18 protein-coding genes and 1 tRNA gene are annotated in these 17,480 nt (G+C 69.1%); 13 read left to right on the top strand and 6 right to left on the bottom strand.

From position 1 onward, the window contains the following. Positions 1-5: 5 nt before the first annotated feature. Positions 6-473 carry an NUDIX hydrolase gene (locus OP04_RS40545; RefSeq protein ID WP_033345319.1) on the bottom strand — a complete coding sequence of 156 codons (468 nt, stop codon included), beginning with the start codon at positions 471-473 and terminating at the stop codon, positions 6-8. Positions 474-583: 110 nt separating this feature from the next. On the opposite strand from OP04_RS40545, the gene OP04_RS40540 reads away from it, so the two are divergent. The 3 genes from OP04_RS40540 (at position 584) to corA (ending at position 3,660) form a co-directional block, all read left to right on the top strand. Next, positions 584-976 (top strand): CBS domain-containing protein, encoded by a 393-nt coding sequence (locus OP04_RS40540; protein WP_033345318.1) that lies wholly within the window; start codon positions 584-586, stop codon positions 974-976. Between the two features lie 135 nt (positions 977-1,111). Next, positions 1,112-2,206: an aminotransferase-like domain-containing protein gene (locus OP04_RS40535; RefSeq protein ID WP_033345317.1), complete on the top strand. Its 1,095-nt coding sequence runs from the start codon at positions 1,112-1,114 to the stop codon at positions 2,204-2,206. Positions 2,207-2,511: 305 nt separating this feature from the next. Further along, complete coding sequence (gene corA / locus OP04_RS40530) at positions 2,512-3,660, top strand: magnesium/cobalt transporter CorA (RefSeq protein ID WP_033345405.1); 1,149 nt, start codon at positions 2,512-2,514, stop codon at positions 3,658-3,660. A gap of 61 nt (positions 3,661-3,721) precedes the next feature. Here corA and OP04_RS50660 read toward each other — a convergent pair whose 3' ends face one another. After that, entirely contained in the window at positions 3,722-4,507 is a 786-nt protein-coding gene (locus OP04_RS50660; protein WP_051799833.1) for a hypothetical protein, read from the bottom strand. Positions 4,508-4,628: 121 nt separating this feature from the next. Between OP04_RS50660 and OP04_RS40520 the strand changes: the two genes are divergently transcribed. Together OP04_RS40520 and OP04_RS40515 are read left to right on the top strand one after the other, a co-directional pair. Then, complete coding sequence (locus OP04_RS40520) at positions 4,629-5,156, top strand: peptidylprolyl isomerase (protein ID WP_033345316.1); 528 nt, start codon at positions 4,629-4,631, stop codon at positions 5,154-5,156. A 20-nt stretch (positions 5,157-5,176) separates the two neighbouring features. After that, positions 5,177-6,097, top strand: a complete 921-nt coding sequence (locus OP04_RS40515; RefSeq protein WP_033345315.1) for a rhomboid family intramembrane serine protease — start codon at positions 5,177-5,179, stop codon at positions 6,095-6,097. Here OP04_RS40515 and OP04_RS40510 read toward each other — a convergent pair. Continuing rightward, a complete protein-coding gene (locus OP04_RS40510) occupies positions 6,094-6,489 on the bottom strand; it encodes a PH domain-containing protein (RefSeq protein WP_157241022.1) in 396 nt (131 codons plus the stop codon). The genes OP04_RS40515 and OP04_RS40510 overlap by 4 nt on opposite strands. Positions 6,490-6,600: 111 nt before the next feature. On the opposite strand from OP04_RS40510, the gene OP04_RS40505 reads away from it, so the two are divergent. From OP04_RS40505 to soxR, 3 genes are all read left to right on the top strand, one after another. Then, a complete protein-coding gene (locus OP04_RS40505; protein ID WP_051799832.1) occupies positions 6,601-7,050 on the top strand; it encodes a hypothetical protein in 450 nt (149 codons plus the stop codon). Positions 7,051-7,256: 206 nt separating this feature from the next. Further along, positions 7,257-7,961 carry a glycosyltransferase family 2 protein gene (locus tag OP04_RS40500; RefSeq protein ID WP_033345313.1) on the top strand — a complete coding sequence of 235 codons (705 nt, stop codon included), beginning with the start codon at positions 7,257-7,259 and terminating at the stop codon, positions 7,959-7,961. Between the two features lie 110 nt (positions 7,962-8,071). Further along, positions 8,072-8,512 carry a redox-sensitive transcriptional activator SoxR gene (gene soxR, locus OP04_RS40495; RefSeq protein ID WP_033345312.1) on the top strand — a complete coding sequence of 147 codons (441 nt, stop codon included), beginning with the start codon at positions 8,072-8,074 and terminating at the stop codon, positions 8,510-8,512. On the opposite strand, the gene OP04_RS40490 is transcribed toward soxR, so the two are convergent. Beyond that, positions 8,498-9,451: an NAD(P)H-quinone oxidoreductase gene (locus OP04_RS40490; RefSeq protein WP_033345311.1), complete on the bottom strand. Its 954-nt coding sequence runs from the start codon at positions 9,449-9,451 to the stop codon at positions 8,498-8,500. The genes soxR and OP04_RS40490 overlap by 15 nt on opposite strands. A 218-nt stretch (positions 9,452-9,669) precedes the next feature. Between OP04_RS40490 and OP04_RS54050 the strand changes: the two genes are divergently transcribed. The 3 genes from OP04_RS54050 (at position 9,670) to OP04_RS40480 (ending at position 11,662) form a co-directional block, all read left to right on the top strand. Next, positions 9,670-9,758: transfer RNA gene (locus tag OP04_RS54050), tRNA-Ser, on the top strand. 117 nt (positions 9,759-9,875) lie between these two features. Continuing rightward, positions 9,876-11,051: a CynX/NimT family MFS transporter gene (locus OP04_RS40485; RefSeq protein ID WP_198154157.1), complete on the top strand. Its 1,176-nt coding sequence runs from the start codon at positions 9,876-9,878 to the stop codon at positions 11,049-11,051. A 71-nt stretch (positions 11,052-11,122) separates the two neighbouring features. Then, on the top strand, positions 11,123-11,662 hold the full coding sequence (locus tag OP04_RS40480) for a YbhB/YbcL family Raf kinase inhibitor-like protein (RefSeq protein ID WP_033345310.1): 540 nt from the start codon (positions 11,123-11,125) through the stop codon (positions 11,660-11,662). A gap of 68 nt (positions 11,663-11,730) precedes the next feature. Here the strand turns inward: OP04_RS40480 and OP04_RS40475 are convergent, their stop codons facing one another. Continuing rightward, complete coding sequence (locus OP04_RS40475) at positions 11,731-12,441, bottom strand: methyltransferase (protein WP_033345309.1); 711 nt, start codon at positions 12,439-12,441, stop codon at positions 11,731-11,733. 256 nt (positions 12,442-12,697) lie between these two features. Between OP04_RS40475 and OP04_RS40470 the strand changes: the two genes are divergently transcribed. Beyond that, positions 12,698-14,560: a glycosyltransferase family protein gene (locus tag OP04_RS40470; protein WP_085067165.1), complete on the top strand. Its 1,863-nt coding sequence runs from the start codon at positions 12,698-12,700 to the stop codon at positions 14,558-14,560. A gap of 93 nt (positions 14,561-14,653) precedes the next feature. On the opposite strand, the gene OP04_RS40465 is transcribed toward OP04_RS40470, so the two are convergent. After that, entirely contained in the window at positions 14,654-15,457 is an 804-nt protein-coding gene (locus OP04_RS40465; RefSeq protein ID WP_232323923.1) for a hypothetical protein, read from the bottom strand. 489 nt (positions 15,458-15,946) lie between these two features. On the opposite strand from OP04_RS40465, the gene OP04_RS40460 reads away from it, so the two are divergent. Continuing rightward, positions 15,947-17,476 carry a peptide deformylase gene (locus OP04_RS40460; protein ID WP_033345308.1) on the top strand — a complete coding sequence of 510 codons (1,530 nt, stop codon included), beginning with the start codon at positions 15,947-15,949 and terminating at the stop codon, positions 17,474-17,476. Positions 17,477-17,480 lie beyond the last annotated feature (4 nt).

The following is a 17,480-nucleotide window of genomic DNA, read 5'->3' as shown; positions in this document are numbered from 1 at the left end:
AAGGTCTAAAAGCCGAACATCCGCAGCATCGTGAAGCCGTCCGTGACGATCCGGCGAATCGTGTCGTCGCCGTCGCGGTTCTCGTCCAGCAGGTCGAGCTCGGCCTCGGTGATCCAGACGAACTCGGTGTGCTTGCCGGCCTCCAGCCGCGGCCGGGACAGGTCGCCGTCCACCCGGCACAGGAAGTCGGTCTCCAGCCGGTAGAGCCCGTCGTCACCCTTCCAGGTGTGCTCGCCGACCGTGCCGAGCACGTGCGACAGGATCCAGCCGGTCTCCTCGCGCACCTCGCGGTGCAGCGTCTCCTCCAGGCTCTCGTCCGCCTCGACGTGGCCGCCGGCGATGTCCCACGTGTCCGGGAACAGCCGGCGGTCCGGTGACCGGCGCTGCACGAAGATCCGCCCGTCGTCGTCGACGATCAGCGCGCCGACGCAGAGCAGCGGGTCAGCGGCCGACCGGCCGGTGGGCGAAGTCACGACCGAGACATTAGCGGAACACGGAGCCCTTGCCGTCCCACATGTGATGTGGCGACCATGTTTTGAGCAGGTCAGGAACGAACAGCAAGCCGTGTCGAAGGAGATGCGCCATGCACGTTCGCGAAGCCATGTCCGCTGAGGTCCTCACCGTGGGCCCCGACCACACTCTCCGCCAGGCGGCCCGGATGATGGCCGCCCGCGGCACCGGATCCGCCGTCGTGCTCGACCCGGACGCCGACGGCGTGGGGATCATGACGGAGCGAGATCTGCTCCGCGCGATCGGCGCCGGACTGGATCCGGACGTCGAACGCACCGCAGCGCACCTGACCTGGGACGTCGTCTACGCGGGTCCGGACTGGACGCTGGAGGAGGCCGCGCTCGCGATGGCCCGCGGCGGCTTCCGCCACCTGGTCGTGCTGGAGGGCGGCGAGGTGCTGGGCGTGATCTCGGTCCGCGACATCATGCGCGTCTGGGCGCGGGAAAAGGCATTGAAAACCTTGTGAGGGTACGGCCGGCGCCGGCCGTTTTCTGCGGCCGGCGCCGCCCGCAACCGGTTGTCTTACGGACTTTTCACCGGCCTTTCACCTGGCGGGAACGGGTGTGGGGTATGACCCGGGCCTGCTCGTATCCTGTAGCGCATGACCGCTGAGCAGCTGATCTCATTCGCCCGTGGCGCCCCCTCCCTGGACATCGTGGACATCGAGGGCCTCAAGGCCGCGGCGGTACGCGCGTTCGACGCCGACCCGGCCGGCATCACCGCCTACGGCACCTCGGTCGGGTACCTCCCGCTCCGCACCTGGATCGCGGAGAAGCACGGCGTCACGCCGGAGCAGGTGCTGATCACGAACGGTTCCCTCCAGGCGGACGCGTTCCTCTTCGACCACCTGGTCAAGGCCGGCGACGCCGTCGTGGTGGAGAAGCCGACCTACGACCGGACGCTGCTCAACCTGCAGAACCTGGGCGGCAAGGTGCACCAGGTGACGCTGGACGCGGACGGTGTCGACACCGCCGAGCTGCGCACGCTGCTGGAGTCCGGCGTGCGCCCGACGCTCGCCCACATCATCCCGAACTACCAGAACCCGGCCGGCGTGACGCTCTCCCTGGAGCGCCGCCGCGAGCTGCTGGCGCTGGCCAAGGAGTACGGGTTCACGATCTTCGAGGACGACCCGTACGCGGACATCCGCTTCCGGGGCGACGCGCTGCCGTCGATGCTGTCGATGGACACGGACGGCGTGGTCGTGCACGCGTCCAGCTTCACCAAGACGGTCTGCCCCGGCGTGCGCGTCGGATACCTGGTCGGCCCGGCGAAGCTGATCGCGGACATCGCGAAGCGCGCCACGAACCTCTACATCTCGCCCGGCATGGTGTCCGAGGCGATCGTGCACCAGTTCTGCGTGTCCGGCGACATCGACCGCTCGATCGCGACCGTGAGCGCGGCGCTGGGCGAGCGGGCCCGGGTGCTGGCCGAGTCGCTGCGCGCGCGCATCCCCGGCGTGCGGTTCACCGAGCCGGACGGCGGCTACTTCCTCTGGATCGACCTGCCGGAGGACGTGTTCGTGGACAAGCTGCTGCCGGCCGCTGCCGAGCGCGGCGTGGCGGTCGTGAAGGGCACCGACTTCCTGCTGGAGGGCGGTCAGCACTCGCTGCGCCTCGCCTTCTCGGCGGTGACGGCCGACCAGATCGACGAGGGCGTCCGCCGTCTGGCCGAGGCGATCGACGCGGTTCGCGGCTGAAAACCGACCGACCAGTGGCCCTTAACGCCTGACGGCGTGAAAGGGTGCCCGTTTTGCTTGTCGGATTCCCGACAAAAAGCCAACAGGCCCGGTCCGGGGTTTCGTTCCGGCCGGGCCTGGGGCAAGAATGCGGATGGCCAATCGCCATGCGGTGGCCCTCATAGACATAACCCCGCCCCCTTGGCGCCGGGTGGGCCGCTCGCACCCCCCACCCCCCGAAAGCGGCCGGTCCACCCGGCGCCACCCCCCTTCGCGCGTAACCTCCATGCGGGATACACAACGCATGGACGAGGGGGTGAATGCGGATGGCTGAGCGGAACAGTGCGACGGCCGGCGGCAACGGACACTCGGGAGGCCGCTCCCGAACCTGGACGGCGCCGGTCCGGGCGATGACCCGGATCATCGGCGCCGACGGAGCCCCGCGTTCCACGCCCGCCCAGGACCCCTCGACCCGCAGCGCGGTCGTGGACTGCGCGCTCTACGTGGACGGCGTGCGCCAGGACGGCCAGTGGGACTACGCGGGCGCGCTCGCCGCCGCGGCCGCGCAGCCCAACGCGTTCGTCTGGCTCGGCCTGCACGAGCCGAGCGAGCAGGAGATGGCGCCGATCGCGGAGGCGTACGGCCTGCACGAGCTCGCGGTCGAGGACGCCATCAAGGCGGAGCAACGCCCGAAGCTGGAGCGCTTCAACGACGTGGTGTTCCTGGTCTGCCGCACCGCGCGCTACCTGGAGCACGGCCGGCTGACCGAGCACTCCGAGGTGGTCGAGACCGGCCAGGTGCTGATCTTCATCGGCCCGACGTTCGTGATCACGGTCCGGCACGGCAATGCCGCGAAGCTCTCCCCGGTTCGCACGGATCTGGAGGCACGCAAGGAGTTGCTGGCGCAGGGCCCGTGGGCGGTCGCCTACGCGGTCACGGACCGGATCGTCGACCACTACATCGAGGTCGCGGACGGTATCGAGGACGATCTGGACGCGCTGGAGGAGGAGGTCTTCTCCCGGACCGGCGGCGCCAGCATCCAGTCGATCTACCAGCTCAAGCGGGAACTGGTCGAGTTCCGCCGGGCGGTGGTGCCGTTCCAGCGGCCGCTGCTCACGCTCACCTCGGACGCCAGCCGCGGCACGGTGCCGAAGGAGATCCGCCGGTACTTCCGCGACGTGCAGGACCACCTGAGCCGCACGATCGAGCAGATCACGGCCGACGACGACCTGCTGAACTCGATCCTCCAGGCGCGGCTCGCCCAGGTCTCGGTCGACCAGAACAACGACATGCGGAAGATCGCCTCGTGGGCCGCGATCGCCACGGTCTGGACCGCGGCCGCGGGCATCTACGGCATGAATTTCGACTTCATGCCGGAGCTGAGGTGGACGTTCTCCTACCCGGTCCTGATCACGCTGCTCGTGACCACGTCCGTCGTGCTCTATCGCCTGTTCCGCCGCAACGGCTGGCTCTAGAACGACACGGAAATGCGGCGGGGGTACGCGTACCCCCGCCGCATTTCCGTGTTTTTGATCGTCAGCCCGCGGGCCAGCGGTCCTGGGCGCCCAGCGGGTCGCCGTGAGCCTTGTTGCCCGCGTTGGCCATGCCGGCCGGCCGGATCCCCGCGGACGGCGACGCCGGGTCGGTGACCAGCCGGTCCGATGTGGAGATCCGATCCGCGGTCGGCTCCTTGGAGTCCGGCGAGATGGCGGAGGCCGCCCGCTCCGCCGTGGTCTTCGCGGTCTCGGCCGCGTTCTTGACCGTCTCCTTGGCGGACTCCGTGGCCGAGTGCAGCTTCTCCTTGGCGTTCTCGGTCATCTGCCGCGCCGCGTCGGTGGCGCTGCGCGCCGTGCTCGACTCGTGCGTCGTCCACTGCTCTTCCTCGCGCTGCCGGCGTCTGCGCATGATCATGCCGCCGGCCGCGCCCGCGGCAATGCCGATCATCAGAAGACCGGCCAGCTTGCGGTTCCGCGACATGCCTCGCTCCTCACGGCCAACGGCGCGTCGCAGCGCCTTGACGTTCTTGCGCTTGATCCGGCGGCTCGACTTCCCGGCCTGCTTACCCGCCTGCCGGGCGCTCTCCGCGGCCGCGACGGCCAGCGGAGTGAGCGCCGCGATGCCACCGGCGGCCGCGTTGCGCGCGCTCCTGGCGGCCGGCGTCACGACCTCGCGCGCGGCGTGCACCCGCGGGCCGACCGTGGCGCCGACGCCTTCCGCGGCGTGCGTCGCGGCCTGCCTCAGGTGATCCAGGCCCTCTTCGAGCTCTTCCCGGACCAACTGGCTGCGGGTTTTGCTTCGCCCGATACCGAACACCAGCCCCACCTCCGTAAGGGTGTCTGTCCTGCCTGTGATCCTCCCCCTTCGGGTGCCGCCGTGTAGGCGGAACCGTCACATGGGAGACTCCGCAAGGAAACTGAACTGTCCAACCGACGAAGGAGTACCCGTGGCCCAGGCTGTATACGCCACCCTGCACACCAACCACGGTGCGATTCGGCTCGAGCTGTTTCCGCTGCACGCCCCGAAGACGGTGGCCAACTTCGTAGAGCTGGCCGAGGGCACCAAGGACTGGACGGACCCGCGCACCGGCCAGCCCGGCAAGGGCCCGTACTACGACGGCACCATCTCGCACCGGGTGATCAGCGGCTTCATGGTCCAGATGGGCGACCCGACCGGCACCGGCACCGGCGGCCCCGGCTACAAGTTCGGGGACGAGTTCCACCCGGAGCTGGTCTTCAACCGGCCGTACCTGCTGGCGATGGCGAACGCGGGGCCCGGCACCAACGGCTCGCAGTTCTTCATCACGGTCTCGGCGACGCCGCACCTGAACCACCGTCACACCATCTTCGGCCAGGTGGCCGACGACGAGTCCGCCCGCGTGGTCGACTCGATCGCCACCACGAAGACCGGTGCGATGGACCGTCCGGTGCAGGACGTGGTCATCGAGAAGGTCGTGATCGAGCGCGTCGGCTGACCTGACGTACTTTTGATCTCATGAGTGACGTTCCGGCGACTGTCCCGGTCTGCTACCGGCACCCGAACCGGGAGACGTATGTCCGGTGCACCAGGTGCGACCGATCGATCTGCCCCGACTGCATGAACGAGGCGTCGGTCGGCCACCAGTGCCCGGAGTGCGTAGCCGAGGGGAAACGTACGCAGCGACCGGTCCGCACCGCTTTCGGCGGAAGCGCGGCCGGTCGCGCCGGATACGTCACGAATGCCCTGATTTCACTGAACGTCCTGGCCGCTGTGCTCGGCGTGGTGCTGTCCGGGATGGACTCGCTGATCGGTTCCAGCTTCTTCTCCGGCGCGTCCGTGGTGCACTACGTCGGCGCCGTGATCGGCCCGAGCATCACCCCGCTACCGGACGGCGCGATGTACCTCGCGGCCGTGCCGGATGCCGGCACGGTCTACCCCGGCGTGTGGGACGGCGCCTACTACCGGCTGTTCACCGCCATGTTCATCCACTTCGGAATCATCCACCTGCTGATGAACATGTGGGCGCTGTGGATCCTCGGCCGCCAGCTGGAGATCGCGCTCGGCCCGATCCGCTTCCTCGCGCTCTACCTGCTGGCCGGCTTCGGCGGCAACGTCGCGGCGCTGGTCTTCAACCCCGACAGTCTCTCGGCAGGTGCGTCCACCGCGATCTTCGGCCTGTTCGCCGCGCTCTTCGTGATGCTCCGCCGCCTCGGCCGGGACACGTCCTCGGTGCTGCCCGTGCTGATCGTCAACCTGGTCATCACGTTCGCGGTGCCGAACATCTCGATCGCCGGTCACCTCGGTGGCCTGGTGATCGGCGCGCTGGCCGCGGCCGGGCTCGCCTACGCGCCGCAGAAGAACCGCGCGCTCGTCCAGGGCGGCGCGCTGACCCTGATCTTCCTGGTGCTGGCCGCGCTGACGCTCGCCGCCTCCTAGGGCCGCTGCAGAAAAGGCAGGATCTCGGCCGGGGGTACGCCGAGGTCCGCCTTCGTGAGCACGTGCAGCGCCTCGCCGGTGTCGATCTCCAGCGTCTCCGTGCGGAGGCCCAGCCGCGGCCGGGTGTCCAGCCGGACCGCCTCGATCCCGGACCAGGGCAGCCGCACGCGGCGGGCGAAGCCGGTCACCACGGTCAGGCCGTCCTCGTCCGTCGCGAGCCGGACCGGGGCCAGCACGTCGCGCGCGGCCCAGGCCAGCAGGCCGGCGCAGACCGCCGCGGCCACGCCGAGCTGGGCCGGATCGCCCTCGGCCAGTGCGACCGCGAGCAGGACGAAGGCGAGGCCGCCGGCGGCCTTCACCGCGGGCAGCCATCGGGGAACACGCCAGGTCATGCGCGCCAGCATGCCAGCCCGCTGTCCGGAAACCGCACCGACGTCTGTCCGATGCGCGCATCGGAGCGAGGTGCGGCGCGTCATATCCACTTCACACGTCGTTAAACGCGCATGGACGTCTTCTATCGAACGTTCCTGCCAGCCGCCGCCGAAGCCGGAGTGGCCATCCCGACCGTCAGCCGGCACATGCCGGTCTTCCGCCGGTGCGTCGAAGCGGACGACACCGCCGTTCTGGTCGCTCGATGTCTGCACCCCGACCGGCCGCTGCAGGGGGAGTTCCTGCTCGTACTGACCGAGCGCCGGTTGGTGGTCACCCAGGAGACGCGGTTGCTGCGTCGCCTGCGGCTGCACCTCAACGCGGAGCTGCGACACCTGGGCAACGTCAACTGGAACCCGGACGTGCGGTCGTCCGCGGTCGAGCTCGCGGCCACCGCGATCGACGGCGTACGGGAGCGGTTCTGGATCCGCGTCGGCCACCCGAAGCAGCTCTGGCACACGGATGCACTGCTCAAGCGCGTGTTCCGCCCGGCGCGCCCGACCCCGGCGGCGGCGGTCGGCTGAGGTCCGTGCGAGTGCCTCGCACCTGTTCGGGGCACTAACGGTGACGGTAAAAGCGCAATTAGTCAGACATGGGGGATCGAGGAAGTAATACGCTGTAGCGACGCAAAGTTGATCTCGTCAGACTCGAAACCCGGGATTACGACTGAGGGGATCCTGCGGCTAGGCTATGGCCGATCTCGTCGTCCCGCAGTGTGGAGAAACCTCCGGTGAAGCTCTCGATCCTCATGCCGGTTTACAACGAGGAAGCCCGTCTGGGTAACGCGTTGAAGCAGGCGCTGGCGGTGGACTACCCCTGCGAGATCGAGCTTGTGGTCGTCGACGACGGCAGCTCCGACCGTACCGCAGAGATTCTCGCGGCCGTGGATGACACGCGGGTGCGGGTGATACAGCACGCGAAGAACGCGGGCAAGGGCGCCGCGATCAAGACCGCCGTGGATTCGGCCGAGGGTGAATACATGGTCATCCTCGACGCCGACCTGGAGTACGACCCGAATGACATCCCCCGGCTGCTCCAGCCGGTGCTCGACGGTCACACCGAGGTCGTCTACGGAAATCGGACGTTCGGGAGCCACAGCGCCTACAGCTTCTGGTACGTGATGGGAAACAAGGGCGTCACCACCGCGGCCAACGTCATGTATAACTCGTACATCGGCGACCTGGAGACCTGCTTCAAGCTGATGCCGGTCGCGCTCTACCGCTCGCTCGAGATCAAGTCGCGCGGCTTCGGCATGGAGGCCGAGGTCACCGGCAAGCTGCTCCGCCAGCGCATCCGGCCGTACGAGGTGCCGATCTCGTACCGGGCCCGCGGTCGCGAGGAGGGCAAGAAGATCACGTGGAAGGACGGCGTCGAGGCGATCTGGATCCTCGCCCGCGAGCGCGTCCGGAAGCCGAAGGCGAAGCCGTCGCGCTGACCCTTCCATTCGACCAGAACGCCCGGGTGCACGTCCGCCCCGGGCGTTTTTGCATGGCCTGGTAAAAGCGTCACGTACCATTCAATGCTGTTTTTGCCATAGGGGGTGCGATGCAGGATCTGCTGACGATCGGCGACATGGCGGCCCGCAGCGGCGTCGCGCCGTCCGCATTGCGGTACTACGAGCGACTCGGACTGATTCATTCGGTCCGCACCGGCGGTAACCAGCGCCGTTATCAGCGTTCCGAACTGCGCCGCGTCGCGTTCATCCGGGTGTCCCAGCAGGTCGGTGTGACGCTGGAGGAGATCAAGGAGGCGCTGGCCTCGCTCCCGGACGGCCGCGTGCCGACCAAGGCGGACTGGGCACGGCTCTCCGCCCGCTGGCACGACCGGCTGGAGGAGCGCATCGCGCTGCTCGAACGGCTCCGTGACAACCTCACCGGCTGCATCGGCTGCGGCTGCCTGTCGCTGCAGAAGTGCACGCTCTACAACCCGGACGACGTGCTGGCAGCCTCCGGCCCCGGCCCGCACAAGCTGCTACACGGCGAGTAGCACCTTGCCCAGGTGCGTGCTGGACTCCACCACCCGGTGCGCCTCCGCGGCGTCGCGCATCGGCACGGTGCGGTCCACGATCGGCCGGACCGCGCCGGACGCGACCAGCGGCCACACGCGCTCGCGTACCTGCCGGACGATCTCGGTCTTCTGCTCCTCGGGCCGGAAGCGGAGCGCGGTCCCGAACAGCGTGCCGCGCTTCTCCAGCAGCGGCGACAGGTCCAGCTCCGCCCGTCGGCCACCCTGCATCCCGATGACCGTGATGCGCCCGTCCGGCGCCAGCGCCTTCACGTTCCGCGCCAGGTAGGAGCCGCCCATGATGTCCAGGATGACGTCCGGCCGGACCAGCTTCTCGAAATCCTCGGCCCGGTAGTCGATCACCTGGTCCGCGCCCAGCGCCCGCAGTGCCGCGTGCTTGCCCGCGCTGGCCGTGGTCGCCACCGTGACGCCCAGCGCCTTCCCCAGCTGGATCGCGAACGTGCCGATGCCGCTCCCGCCGCCGTGCACCAGCAGAGTCTCGCCCGCGGTGAGGCGCGCGGCCATCACCAGGTTCGACCAGACCGTGCACGCGACCTCGGGCAGCGCCGCGGCCTCCACCAGGCCGACGCCCGCGGGGACCGGCAGCACCTGTCCGGCCGGCACGGCGACCAGCTCGGCGTAACCGCCGCCGGCCAGCAGCGCGCAGACCCGGTCGCCGACCGCGAATCCGGTCACGTCCTCGCCGAGCCCGGTGATCACGCCGGAACACTCCAGCCCCGGATACGGCGAACCGCCCTTCGGCGGCGGGTACTTCCCCTGGCGCTGCAGCAGGTCGGCCCGGTTCACCGCGCCGGCCGCCACCTCGATCAGCACCTCGCCGCGAGCCGGCGCCGGATCCGGCACCTCGGCCCAGACGAGCGCTTCCGGTCCACCGGGCTCCGGGATCGTGATCGCGAACATGGTCTCTTTCTATACCCATCCGCTCCCCGGCACACCGTCGCATCGGCGCTGGTAGAAAAGTTGCGGGCCGCACTGTCCAACATGTGATCGCCGCCCTGCCCCCGGGGGTGCTAATTACGTCGCGCCGTCTGGCAAACTGGTGGGGGTCGTCGCAATGGCCGGAACTTTTTTGCGGCGCCACGGCGGCGGAGCGTGCCCAAGCACCTCCGACGAAACCGGGAGGGCTCGCCTAGTGGCCGATGGCGGTAGTCTTGAAAACTACTAGGGGTGGTGACACTCCTCCAGGGTTCGAATCCCTGGCCCTCCGCACCGCACGTGAAGCCCCGCTCCTCAGCGGGGCTTTCGTCGTTTCGGTCGTTCGGAGTGCGCCGCTCGTGAGGTGCGCGTGGCTCGTGAGGTGTGCGTGGCTCGTGAGGTGCGCGTGGTGAGCGGGCGCGCGGCGCGGGCCGGGGTCACGGTCGCGGTGGTGCTGCTGGCGGCGAATCTGCGGCCGGCCGTGGTCGCGGTGTCGCCGCTGCTGTCCGGCATCCGGGCGGACACCGGGCTGTCCAGCCCGGCCGCCGCGCTGCTGACCACGCTGCCGGTGCTCTGCTTCGGCCTGCTGGCGCCGCTCGCGCCGATGCTGGCCCGCCGGATCGGCCTTGTGCCGGCGCTGGTGGCGGTGCTGGTCGCGATGATCACGGGCAGCCTCCTGCGGTTGCCGGACCCGATGGTGCTGCTCTTCGCGGGCACGGTGGTCGCCGGCGCCGCCGTCGCCTGCGGGAACGTGTTGCTGCCGGTGCTGGTCAAGCGCGAGTTCCCGGACCGGGCGGGCACCATGATGGGCGTCTACTCGGTGGCGCTGTCCACCGGTGCGGCGATCGCGGCGGGCACGGCCGTGCCGCTGCTCACGCTGCTGGACGGCTGGCGGCCCGCGCTCGCGCTCTGGGCGGTGCCGCCCGCGGTGGCGCTGATCGTCTGGCTGCCGTTGTTGCGCCGCCGTTCCACACAAACCCGGCCCGACACCCACAAAAACACAATCTCCCTCCGGGGTACGCCGCTGGCCTGGGCCGTCACCGCGTTCATGGGAACCCAGTCGCTGGTCTACTACGCGACCGTCGCCTGGCTGCCGGAGATCCTGATGGCGTCCGGCAGCAGCCAGGAGCGGGCCGGATATGCGCTCTCCGTCTTCAACCTGGTGGGCATCGCCGGATCGCTGGCCTTCACGGTGACGGTCGGGCGTACGAAACGGCAGATCGGGTATGCCGTTGTCAGCGCCGTGTTCTATGCGGCCGGATTCGGCGGGCTGCTGTGCGCGGCGGCGGGCCCGCTGGACTTCGTCTGGGCGGCGCTGCTGGGCCTGGCCCAGGGCACCACGATCAGCCTGGCGCTGGCCCTGATCCTGCTGCGCATGCCGGACGCGGAGCACGCCGCGCGGATGTCCGGGATGGCGCAGGGTGTCGGTTACGTGCTGGCCGCGGCCGGCCCGGTGCTGGTCGGGATCGTGCACGACACGACCGGCGGGTGGTCCTGGCCGCTGCTGCTGCTCGGGGCCATGCTGGTGCCGATGACGGCCGCCGGTGTGGTGGCCGGCCGCGACGTGGTGCTGAGCCGCACCTGACGGCGCCCGGTCGCACCTGACGGCGTCCGGTCGCAGGTGAACGCGCCACCGAGAGAGATTGGAGTCCGATCATGAGTCTGGAGCGACCGCTCGCCCCGGATCCGTACGACCTTCTTCCGCCCCTGCCCTCCTTCGCGCTGACCAGCGCGGATCTTCAGGACGGCAAGCCGCTGGAGGACACGTTCGCGCACGACAGCGTGGGTGGTCAGAACCTCTCCCCGCAGCTGAGCTGGTCCGGTTTCCCCGCCGGGACGCGCAGCTTCGTGGTGACCTGTTTCGACCCGGACGCGCCGACCGGTTCCGGCTTCTGGCACTGGGTCGCGGTGAACCTGCCGGCGTCCGTGACGGAGCTGGCACGCGGCGCGGGCTCGACGGAGGGCGGCCTCCCGGAGGGGGCTTTCCACATCCGTAACGATTACGGCACGCTTTCCTATGGTGGTGCCGCGCCACCCGCGGGGGACCGCGAACATCGATACGTCTTTGCGGTACACGCAGTAGACGCTGATGTACTTGACGTTACTTGGGACGTTTCTCCCGCAGTGGTGGGCTTCAATCTCGCGTTCCACACTTTGGCGCGCGCGACTCTGCGTTCCACTTATCGGGTGAGTTGAGCCGTGAGCTAGGACACAGAACCGGGCCGTCCAAATAATGGGCGGCCCGGTTGTTGTCCGAGAGTCAATTACTCCGGAACACGTGCGACGACGAACACCGACTGGCCGAACGGCGGGCGCATCACGGACTCCGCGGCCTTGGTGACCGGGAGCACGAGCGAGTCGTAGAACTTGACCATCGGCCCCTCCTTCGGCGTGAGCCGGAAGATGCTGGTGGCGCCGTAGTAGCCGATCAGACCGAGCGCGTTCGCGTAGTGGAGCGTCTCGATCTCGAGACCGGCCTCCTCCATCGCGGCGCGCATGGTCTTCTTCGTGTACCGCCGGACGTGTCCGGTGGCGTAATCGACGGGGCTCATGGCGAACATGAACGCCGGGACGATGAGAACGACCTTGCCCCCGGGACGCACGAGACCCTTCATGCAGCGCAGCGCGCTGACGTGGTCCTCGATGTGTTCCAGCACGTTGTAGCTGACCAGAGCGCTGTGCGACCCGCTCTCGGACGTCGGCAGGAGCATCTCCCGCACCTCGACGTTCGGAGTGTCGGCGAAGCGCTCCTTGAGCTCCACGAGGCGGTCCGGCTCCGCCTCGGTGGCGGTGAACCGAGACACGTGCGGTGCCCACGCGGCGGCGTAGTTCCCGATGCCGCTGCCGATCTCGATCGGGTCGTCCCCGAGGTGCGGGATCGCCAGCTCGACGAACCACTGACGGTGGTTGACCGCCGTCGCAAGTCCTTCGAGCACCTCGGATTGGACGCGCTGGTCGCCGGTGAGCTCTGCCATGTGTGGGTTCCCTCATGTGGTGATCCGGATTCAGCGAGACCAGAAGTTAACCACTCAACGCCGATGATCGAAAGTTGAGCGGGGCCCCAAGCATGAATTTATGACCTATTTGAGACATGTATCGCAGAGGCTACGCGCGCATAACGGAACTGTGATCCTGCCGTGACCAACGTCGTCACCGAGATGGGTAACGGTCATCTCCGGCCCAGCTCATAGAGACATACGCGTTATCAACCTCGGTTAGGCTCGCGTGGCTATGACTATTCAGGACATCGACCCCTCGAACCGGCCGCTCGGGGTGGCCATGCCCTCGGTGGACATCGAAGCCGAGCGGATCCTCCTCGAGCAGGATCTGGAACGGTCTTCCGGCCTGCGCTCGCCCCGGTGGCGGGCGCGCCTGCTGGATCTCGCCGCGCTGGCCAGCTTCGCGCTGATGGCGTGGCTCGTGACCCGCACCGCGTGGTTCAACCTCGACCACGAGCTCGTCAACGCCCAGGACCAGTCGTTCTTCGAGTGGATGCTGGCCCACGGCGCGCGGGTGGTGACCGACGGCGTCAACCCGTTCGTGTCGTACCAGGTGAACGTGCCCGAGGGCATCAACCTGATGGCGAACACGTCGGTGCTGGCCGTCTCCATCCCGATGGCGCCGGTCACGCTCGCCTTCGGCCCGCACATCGCGTTCAACGTGTTCCTCACCGGCGCGCTGATGCTGACCGGCGTTTCCTGGTACTACGTGCTCTCCCGGCACTTCGTCACCTCGAAGGTCGCCGCGTGGGTCGGCGCGCTGTTCGCCGCGTTCGCGCCGAGCATGATCGCGCACGCCAGCGGCCACCCGAACATCATCTCGCAGTTCCTGATCCCGCTGATCATCTGGCGGACTCTGTGTCTCAAGGAGTCCGGCCGCGCGGTGCGCAACGGCGTGGCGCTCGGCCTGCTGATCGTGTGGCAGGCGTTCATCAACCTTGAGATCCTGTTCATGACCGCGGTCGGCGTCGGCGTGTTCGTCGCGATCGTGGGCCTGACCAAGGCGGAGCACCGGCGTTACTTCAAGACCTTCATCGCCGGCCTCGGCGTGACGGCCGTGGTCGCGCTGACGCTGCTGGCGTACCCGCTCTACATCCAGTTCTTCGGCCCGCAGGCGTACCACGGGCTCGCCACCGACATCCGGAACTTCGGCGCTGACCTCGCGTCGTACTGGAACTACTCCCGCCGTTCGATCGCCGGCGACTGGGAGACCTCCATGTATATGACGCAGAACCCGTCGGAGGAGAACGCGTTCTTCGGCTGGGGCGTCCCGGTGCTCTTCATCGGCCTGGTCGTCTGGCTGCGCAAGAGCCGCGTGGTGGTCGGCCTGGCGTCGGTCGCGCTGCTCTTCGCCGCGATGTCGCTCGGCCCGGAGATCCGCTACATCGGCAAGGACACCGGCTACTCCGGCCCGTGGGAGCTGCTGCACGGCATCCCGATCCTGAACTCGGTGGTCCCGACCCGGTGGGCGCTCGCGGTCGCGCCGGTGCTGGCGATCCTGATCGCGATCGGCATCCAGCGGGCCAACGGCCTGGTCCTGGACCGTCCGAAGGCCGTGCTCCCGGTCCGGCTGGTCACCACCGCGCTGGTCGCGGCCGCACTGGTCCCGCTCTTCCCGACGCCGCTGCTCACCCAGCCGATGGTGCCGACGCCCGCGTTCATCACGAACGGCACCTGGCGGGAGTACGTCGACGAGGAGCACACGGTCGTCACGCTGCCGCTGCCGGACGCGACGTTCCCCGCGGCCGCGCGCTGGTCCGCCTACACCGGGCTGGACATGCGCCTGCCGCGCGGCTACGGGCTGTACCGCAACCCGGTGGACGGCACCGGCGCGTTCGCCGCGCCGCCGCGGGCCACCAGTCAGTACTTCTACAACCTGTGGGCCGGTTACTGGGTGCCGAAGGTCGACGACGCGCGCCGCGCGCAGACGATGGAGGACCTGACCTACTGGGAGGCGGGCCTGGTCATGCTGCCACCGCAGACGCACGACATCGAGATGCGCCGCGCGATGAGCGACATCCTCGGTTTCCAGCCGACCTGGGTCGACGGGGTGTGGATCTGGGATGTCCGGCACCTGACCAGCATCAACAACTGACGTTCATACACCTGTTCTATCCACAGCCTGTGGACAGAGCCTGTGTATAAAAAGCGGCGGGGGGACGCGTACCCCCGCCGCTTTTCTATGTCGTCAGGATTTTATGCAGCAGCCGGTGCACACCTTGGGTGCCGGCAGCGTGAACGCCAGGCAGCAGGTGCGGCGCTGGACCGTGAGCGTGCCGTCCGGTGCCCGGACCAGCTCCACCAGGTCGGCGACGCCGAGCGAGGTCAGCAGCGTCTCGATGTTGTCCACGGTCCTGCCTGGCAGCACGTCGGCCGTGCGGAGCACCCCCTGGGCCACGCCGGACGCGAGCGAGCCGAGCAGGGTCCGCGCGCCGACCCGGGCCTGGCCGCGGAGCCGGTCCAGCAGCGGCGTGAGGTGTTCGTCCAGCAGCGAGGTGCGCAGCGTCGACAGCAGATCGGCCTCGTCCGCCGCGACGCGCACCCCGGGAGTCCCGGCGAGGGCCAGCGGATCGGTCGGCAGCACCGCGACCTCGGTGGACGGGGAGAGCCCGACGCGCAGCAGCGGCGCCTGATCGTCCACCCGGATCAGCGTGTCCGACGGGCGCAGCAGCGGGACGCGGCGCGCGCTGGCCCAGCCGACCACGGCCGGTAGCGCCACCCAGTAGGCGTAGTGCTTCCAGGCGAGCGCGGCGGCCGCGTGCGGCTGGGCCTGCCAGAGGCGGCGGGCGGAGTCGAGCAGTGCGGCCAGCGCGTCGCCGTCGTCGGCGATCAGGTCGCTCGCGGAGATCCAGCCGTCCGGCCGGTGATGGGCCAGCAGGCCGGGGAGCAGGCTCGGAAGCGGATAATTCGCACCGTAGGCGGCCCGGAGCGTCGCGGTGATCGGTGCGAACGGCTCGATGGGCGCCGGGCGGCGGTGGACGACGATGGTCACTCGGCGTCGCCGGCCTCGGTGCGGAGCGTGTCACGATCTGTGATCGGCGTGGCGGCGCTGCGCAACGACTCCCGCAGGGAGCCGGTGAGCCGGATGCATCGCCGCATAACCGCCGCCACCTCGTCAGATCGTTCACCGTCGGACCGACGGTTCACCATAGCTTGCTAAGGATAGCCTAACCAGACTTGGCGGCGAGTTCGCCCGTTTGGTTACTCACAATGACGATACCGAGGACGCTCCGGTTGATCTCCATTAATCCAACGATGATTCCCGTTTTATCCGGATATGAGCGGGCGTTACGTTACGCCGAGTAATCGGTGAGTCGCCATGTGTGCACAATCGTGTCGGGTTTGTCAATGCTTCTGTCCGCAAGGCGCTACTCACTCACGCGGGCTCGGTCGGACAACGGACACTGAAAGCCCGGTCGACTCCGGCCGGTCCGCCATAAGCGGTCCGGTGGGAAGCACCGGCAGCCGAGAAGGACGCGTGATGACAGCACAGCCGACATCGCCGACCTCGCCGCTGGAGCGCGCGGCCGACTCCTTCGCCGCGGAGCTCTCCCAGTGGCGTGCCGACCGAGGGATGACGAAGAAGCAGCTCGCGGCGCGAATGGGCTTCGACCCGTCCTACGTGAGCCACGTCGAGGGCCGCCGCCACCGCCCCACCGAGGACTTCGCACGCCGCGCCGAGGCCGTGCTGGAGGCCGGCGGCCGCATCTGGCAGCGCTTCCAGGAGTACGACGAGCTCCGCCACGTGCGCAGCGTCGGCCTGACCCACCGCGACCCGCCCGTCCCCGAGCAGTGGCTGCCGCCCGGCACCGGCCTGGTCGTCGAGCAGGAGATCGCGGAGCTGGTCTACTCCGGCGGCGAGTACCGCTGCCTGATCCGCCGCGCGCTCTACAACGCCGGCACCGAGCCGGTCACGCGATACATGGTCAAGGTCGCGGTCGACCGCTTCCCCACGGATCCGGAACGATCCAACCGGCACCACCGCGACAACCCGCTCTCCTTCGACGAGCTGCGCCTCACCGCGTTCTGGGGTGCGCCGTACGCGCGCGAGCCCATGCGCTGGCGGAAGAAGCGCGACCGCGACGCGGACAAGGAGATGTGGCTGCTCTTCGAGAACGATCACGGCCGGTTCCCGCTCTACCCGGGTCAGCGGACCACGATCGAGTACGCCTACTCCGTACCCGAGGAGAAATGGGGTCAGTGGTTTCAGCGCGCGGTGCGGCTGCCCACCCGGCAGCTGACGGTCCGCCTCGACTTCCCGGCCGGTCTGGACCCGACCGTCTGGGGCGAGGAGACCTCACTCTCCGCCGAGGAGGCGCCGCTGCGCACGCCGTTCACCCGCAACGAGGAGAACGGGCGCGCCGTCTTCGAATGGTCGACGGACGACCCGCCGCTCAACGCGCGCTACAAACTCTCCTGGCGATTCCGCGGCACCGTGACGTCGTCCGCAGAGACCGGGAGCCGCGCCGGTGACCGCATGCGCGCGGCCGGCATCGTGCAGCGCGGCGCCCCGCAACTCACCGAGCCGGCCCGCCAGCTCGTGCTCCCCGAGCAGGCCACGGACGCGCGTGACGTGGTAGCCCAGCTGCACCGCGCGCTCGACCGGGTCGGCACGCTGCACGACTTCCGCAAGGGCATCGGGCTGGCCGCGCCGCAGATCGGGCTGCCCTGGGCGGTCGCGGTGGTCCGCCCGCCGGACGCGGAAGAGCCGTTGGTGCTGCTCAACCCGCTGGTCGTGGCCGAGTCGCCGGAGACCGACATCCAGTACGAGGGCTGTCTGTCCTTCTTCGACCACCGCGGCGCGGTCCGCCGGCCGCTGCGCCTCCAGGTCGAGCACGAGCGGTGGGACGGCAGCCGGACGGTCACCACGTTCGACCGGGCGACGGCGAGGCTGGTCGCGCACGAGATCGACCACCTGGACGGGCGGCTCTACCTGGACCGGATGCCCCCGGACGCACGGCTGCTGACCATGGACGAGTATCAGGGCGGCGGGCTGCCCTGGCACTACTGACCTC

The sequence above is a fragment of the Catenuloplanes japonicus genome (genome assembly GCF_000717135.1).
GTDB classification, from domain to species: Bacteria; Actinomycetota; Actinomycetes; order Mycobacteriales; family Micromonosporaceae; genus Catenuloplanes; species Catenuloplanes japonicus.
This window is presented reverse-complemented; position numbering and strand designations above follow the sequence as displayed.

Excerpts from the sequence above, each read along its gene's own strand:
- OP04_RS40540 (WP_033345318.1), top strand. The coding sequence starts at position 584 with ATGCACGTTCGCGAAGCCATGTCCGCTGAGGTCCTCACCGTGGGCCCC.
- OP04_RS40535 (WP_033345317.1), top strand. The coding sequence starts at position 1,112 with ATGACCGCTGAGCAGCTGATCTCATTCGCCCGTGGCGCCCCCTCCCTG.
- corA (WP_033345405.1), top strand. The coding sequence starts at position 2,512 with ATGGCTGAGCGGAACAGTGCGACGGCCGGCGGCAACGGACACTCGGGA.
- OP04_RS40515 (WP_033345315.1), top strand. The coding sequence starts at position 5,177 with ATGAGTGACGTTCCGGCGACTGTCCCGGTCTGCTACCGGCACCCGAAC.
- OP04_RS40510 (WP_157241022.1), bottom strand. The coding sequence starts at position 6,489 with ATGACCTGGCGTGTTCCCCGATGGCTGCCCGCGGTGAAGGCCGCCGGC.
- OP04_RS40505 (WP_051799832.1), top strand. The coding sequence starts at position 6,601 with ATGGACGTCTTCTATCGAACGTTCCTGCCAGCCGCCGCCGAAGCCGGA.
- soxR (WP_033345312.1), top strand. The coding sequence starts at position 8,072 with ATGCAGGATCTGCTGACGATCGGCGACATGGCGGCCCGCAGCGGCGTC.
- OP04_RS40490 (WP_033345311.1), bottom strand. The coding sequence starts at position 9,451 with ATGTTCGCGATCACGATCCCGGAGCCCGGTGGACCGGAAGCGCTCGTC.
- OP04_RS40480 (WP_033345310.1), top strand. The coding sequence starts at position 11,123 with ATGAGTCTGGAGCGACCGCTCGCCCCGGATCCGTACGACCTTCTTCCG.
- OP04_RS40475 (WP_033345309.1), bottom strand. The coding sequence starts at position 12,441 with ATGGCAGAGCTCACCGGCGACCAGCGCGTCCAATCCGAGGTGCTCGAA.
- OP04_RS40470 (WP_085067165.1), top strand. The coding sequence starts at position 12,698 with ATGACTATTCAGGACATCGACCCCTCGAACCGGCCGCTCGGGGTGGCC.
- OP04_RS40460 (WP_033345308.1), top strand. The coding sequence starts at position 15,947 with ATGACAGCACAGCCGACATCGCCGACCTCGCCGCTGGAGCGCGCGGCC.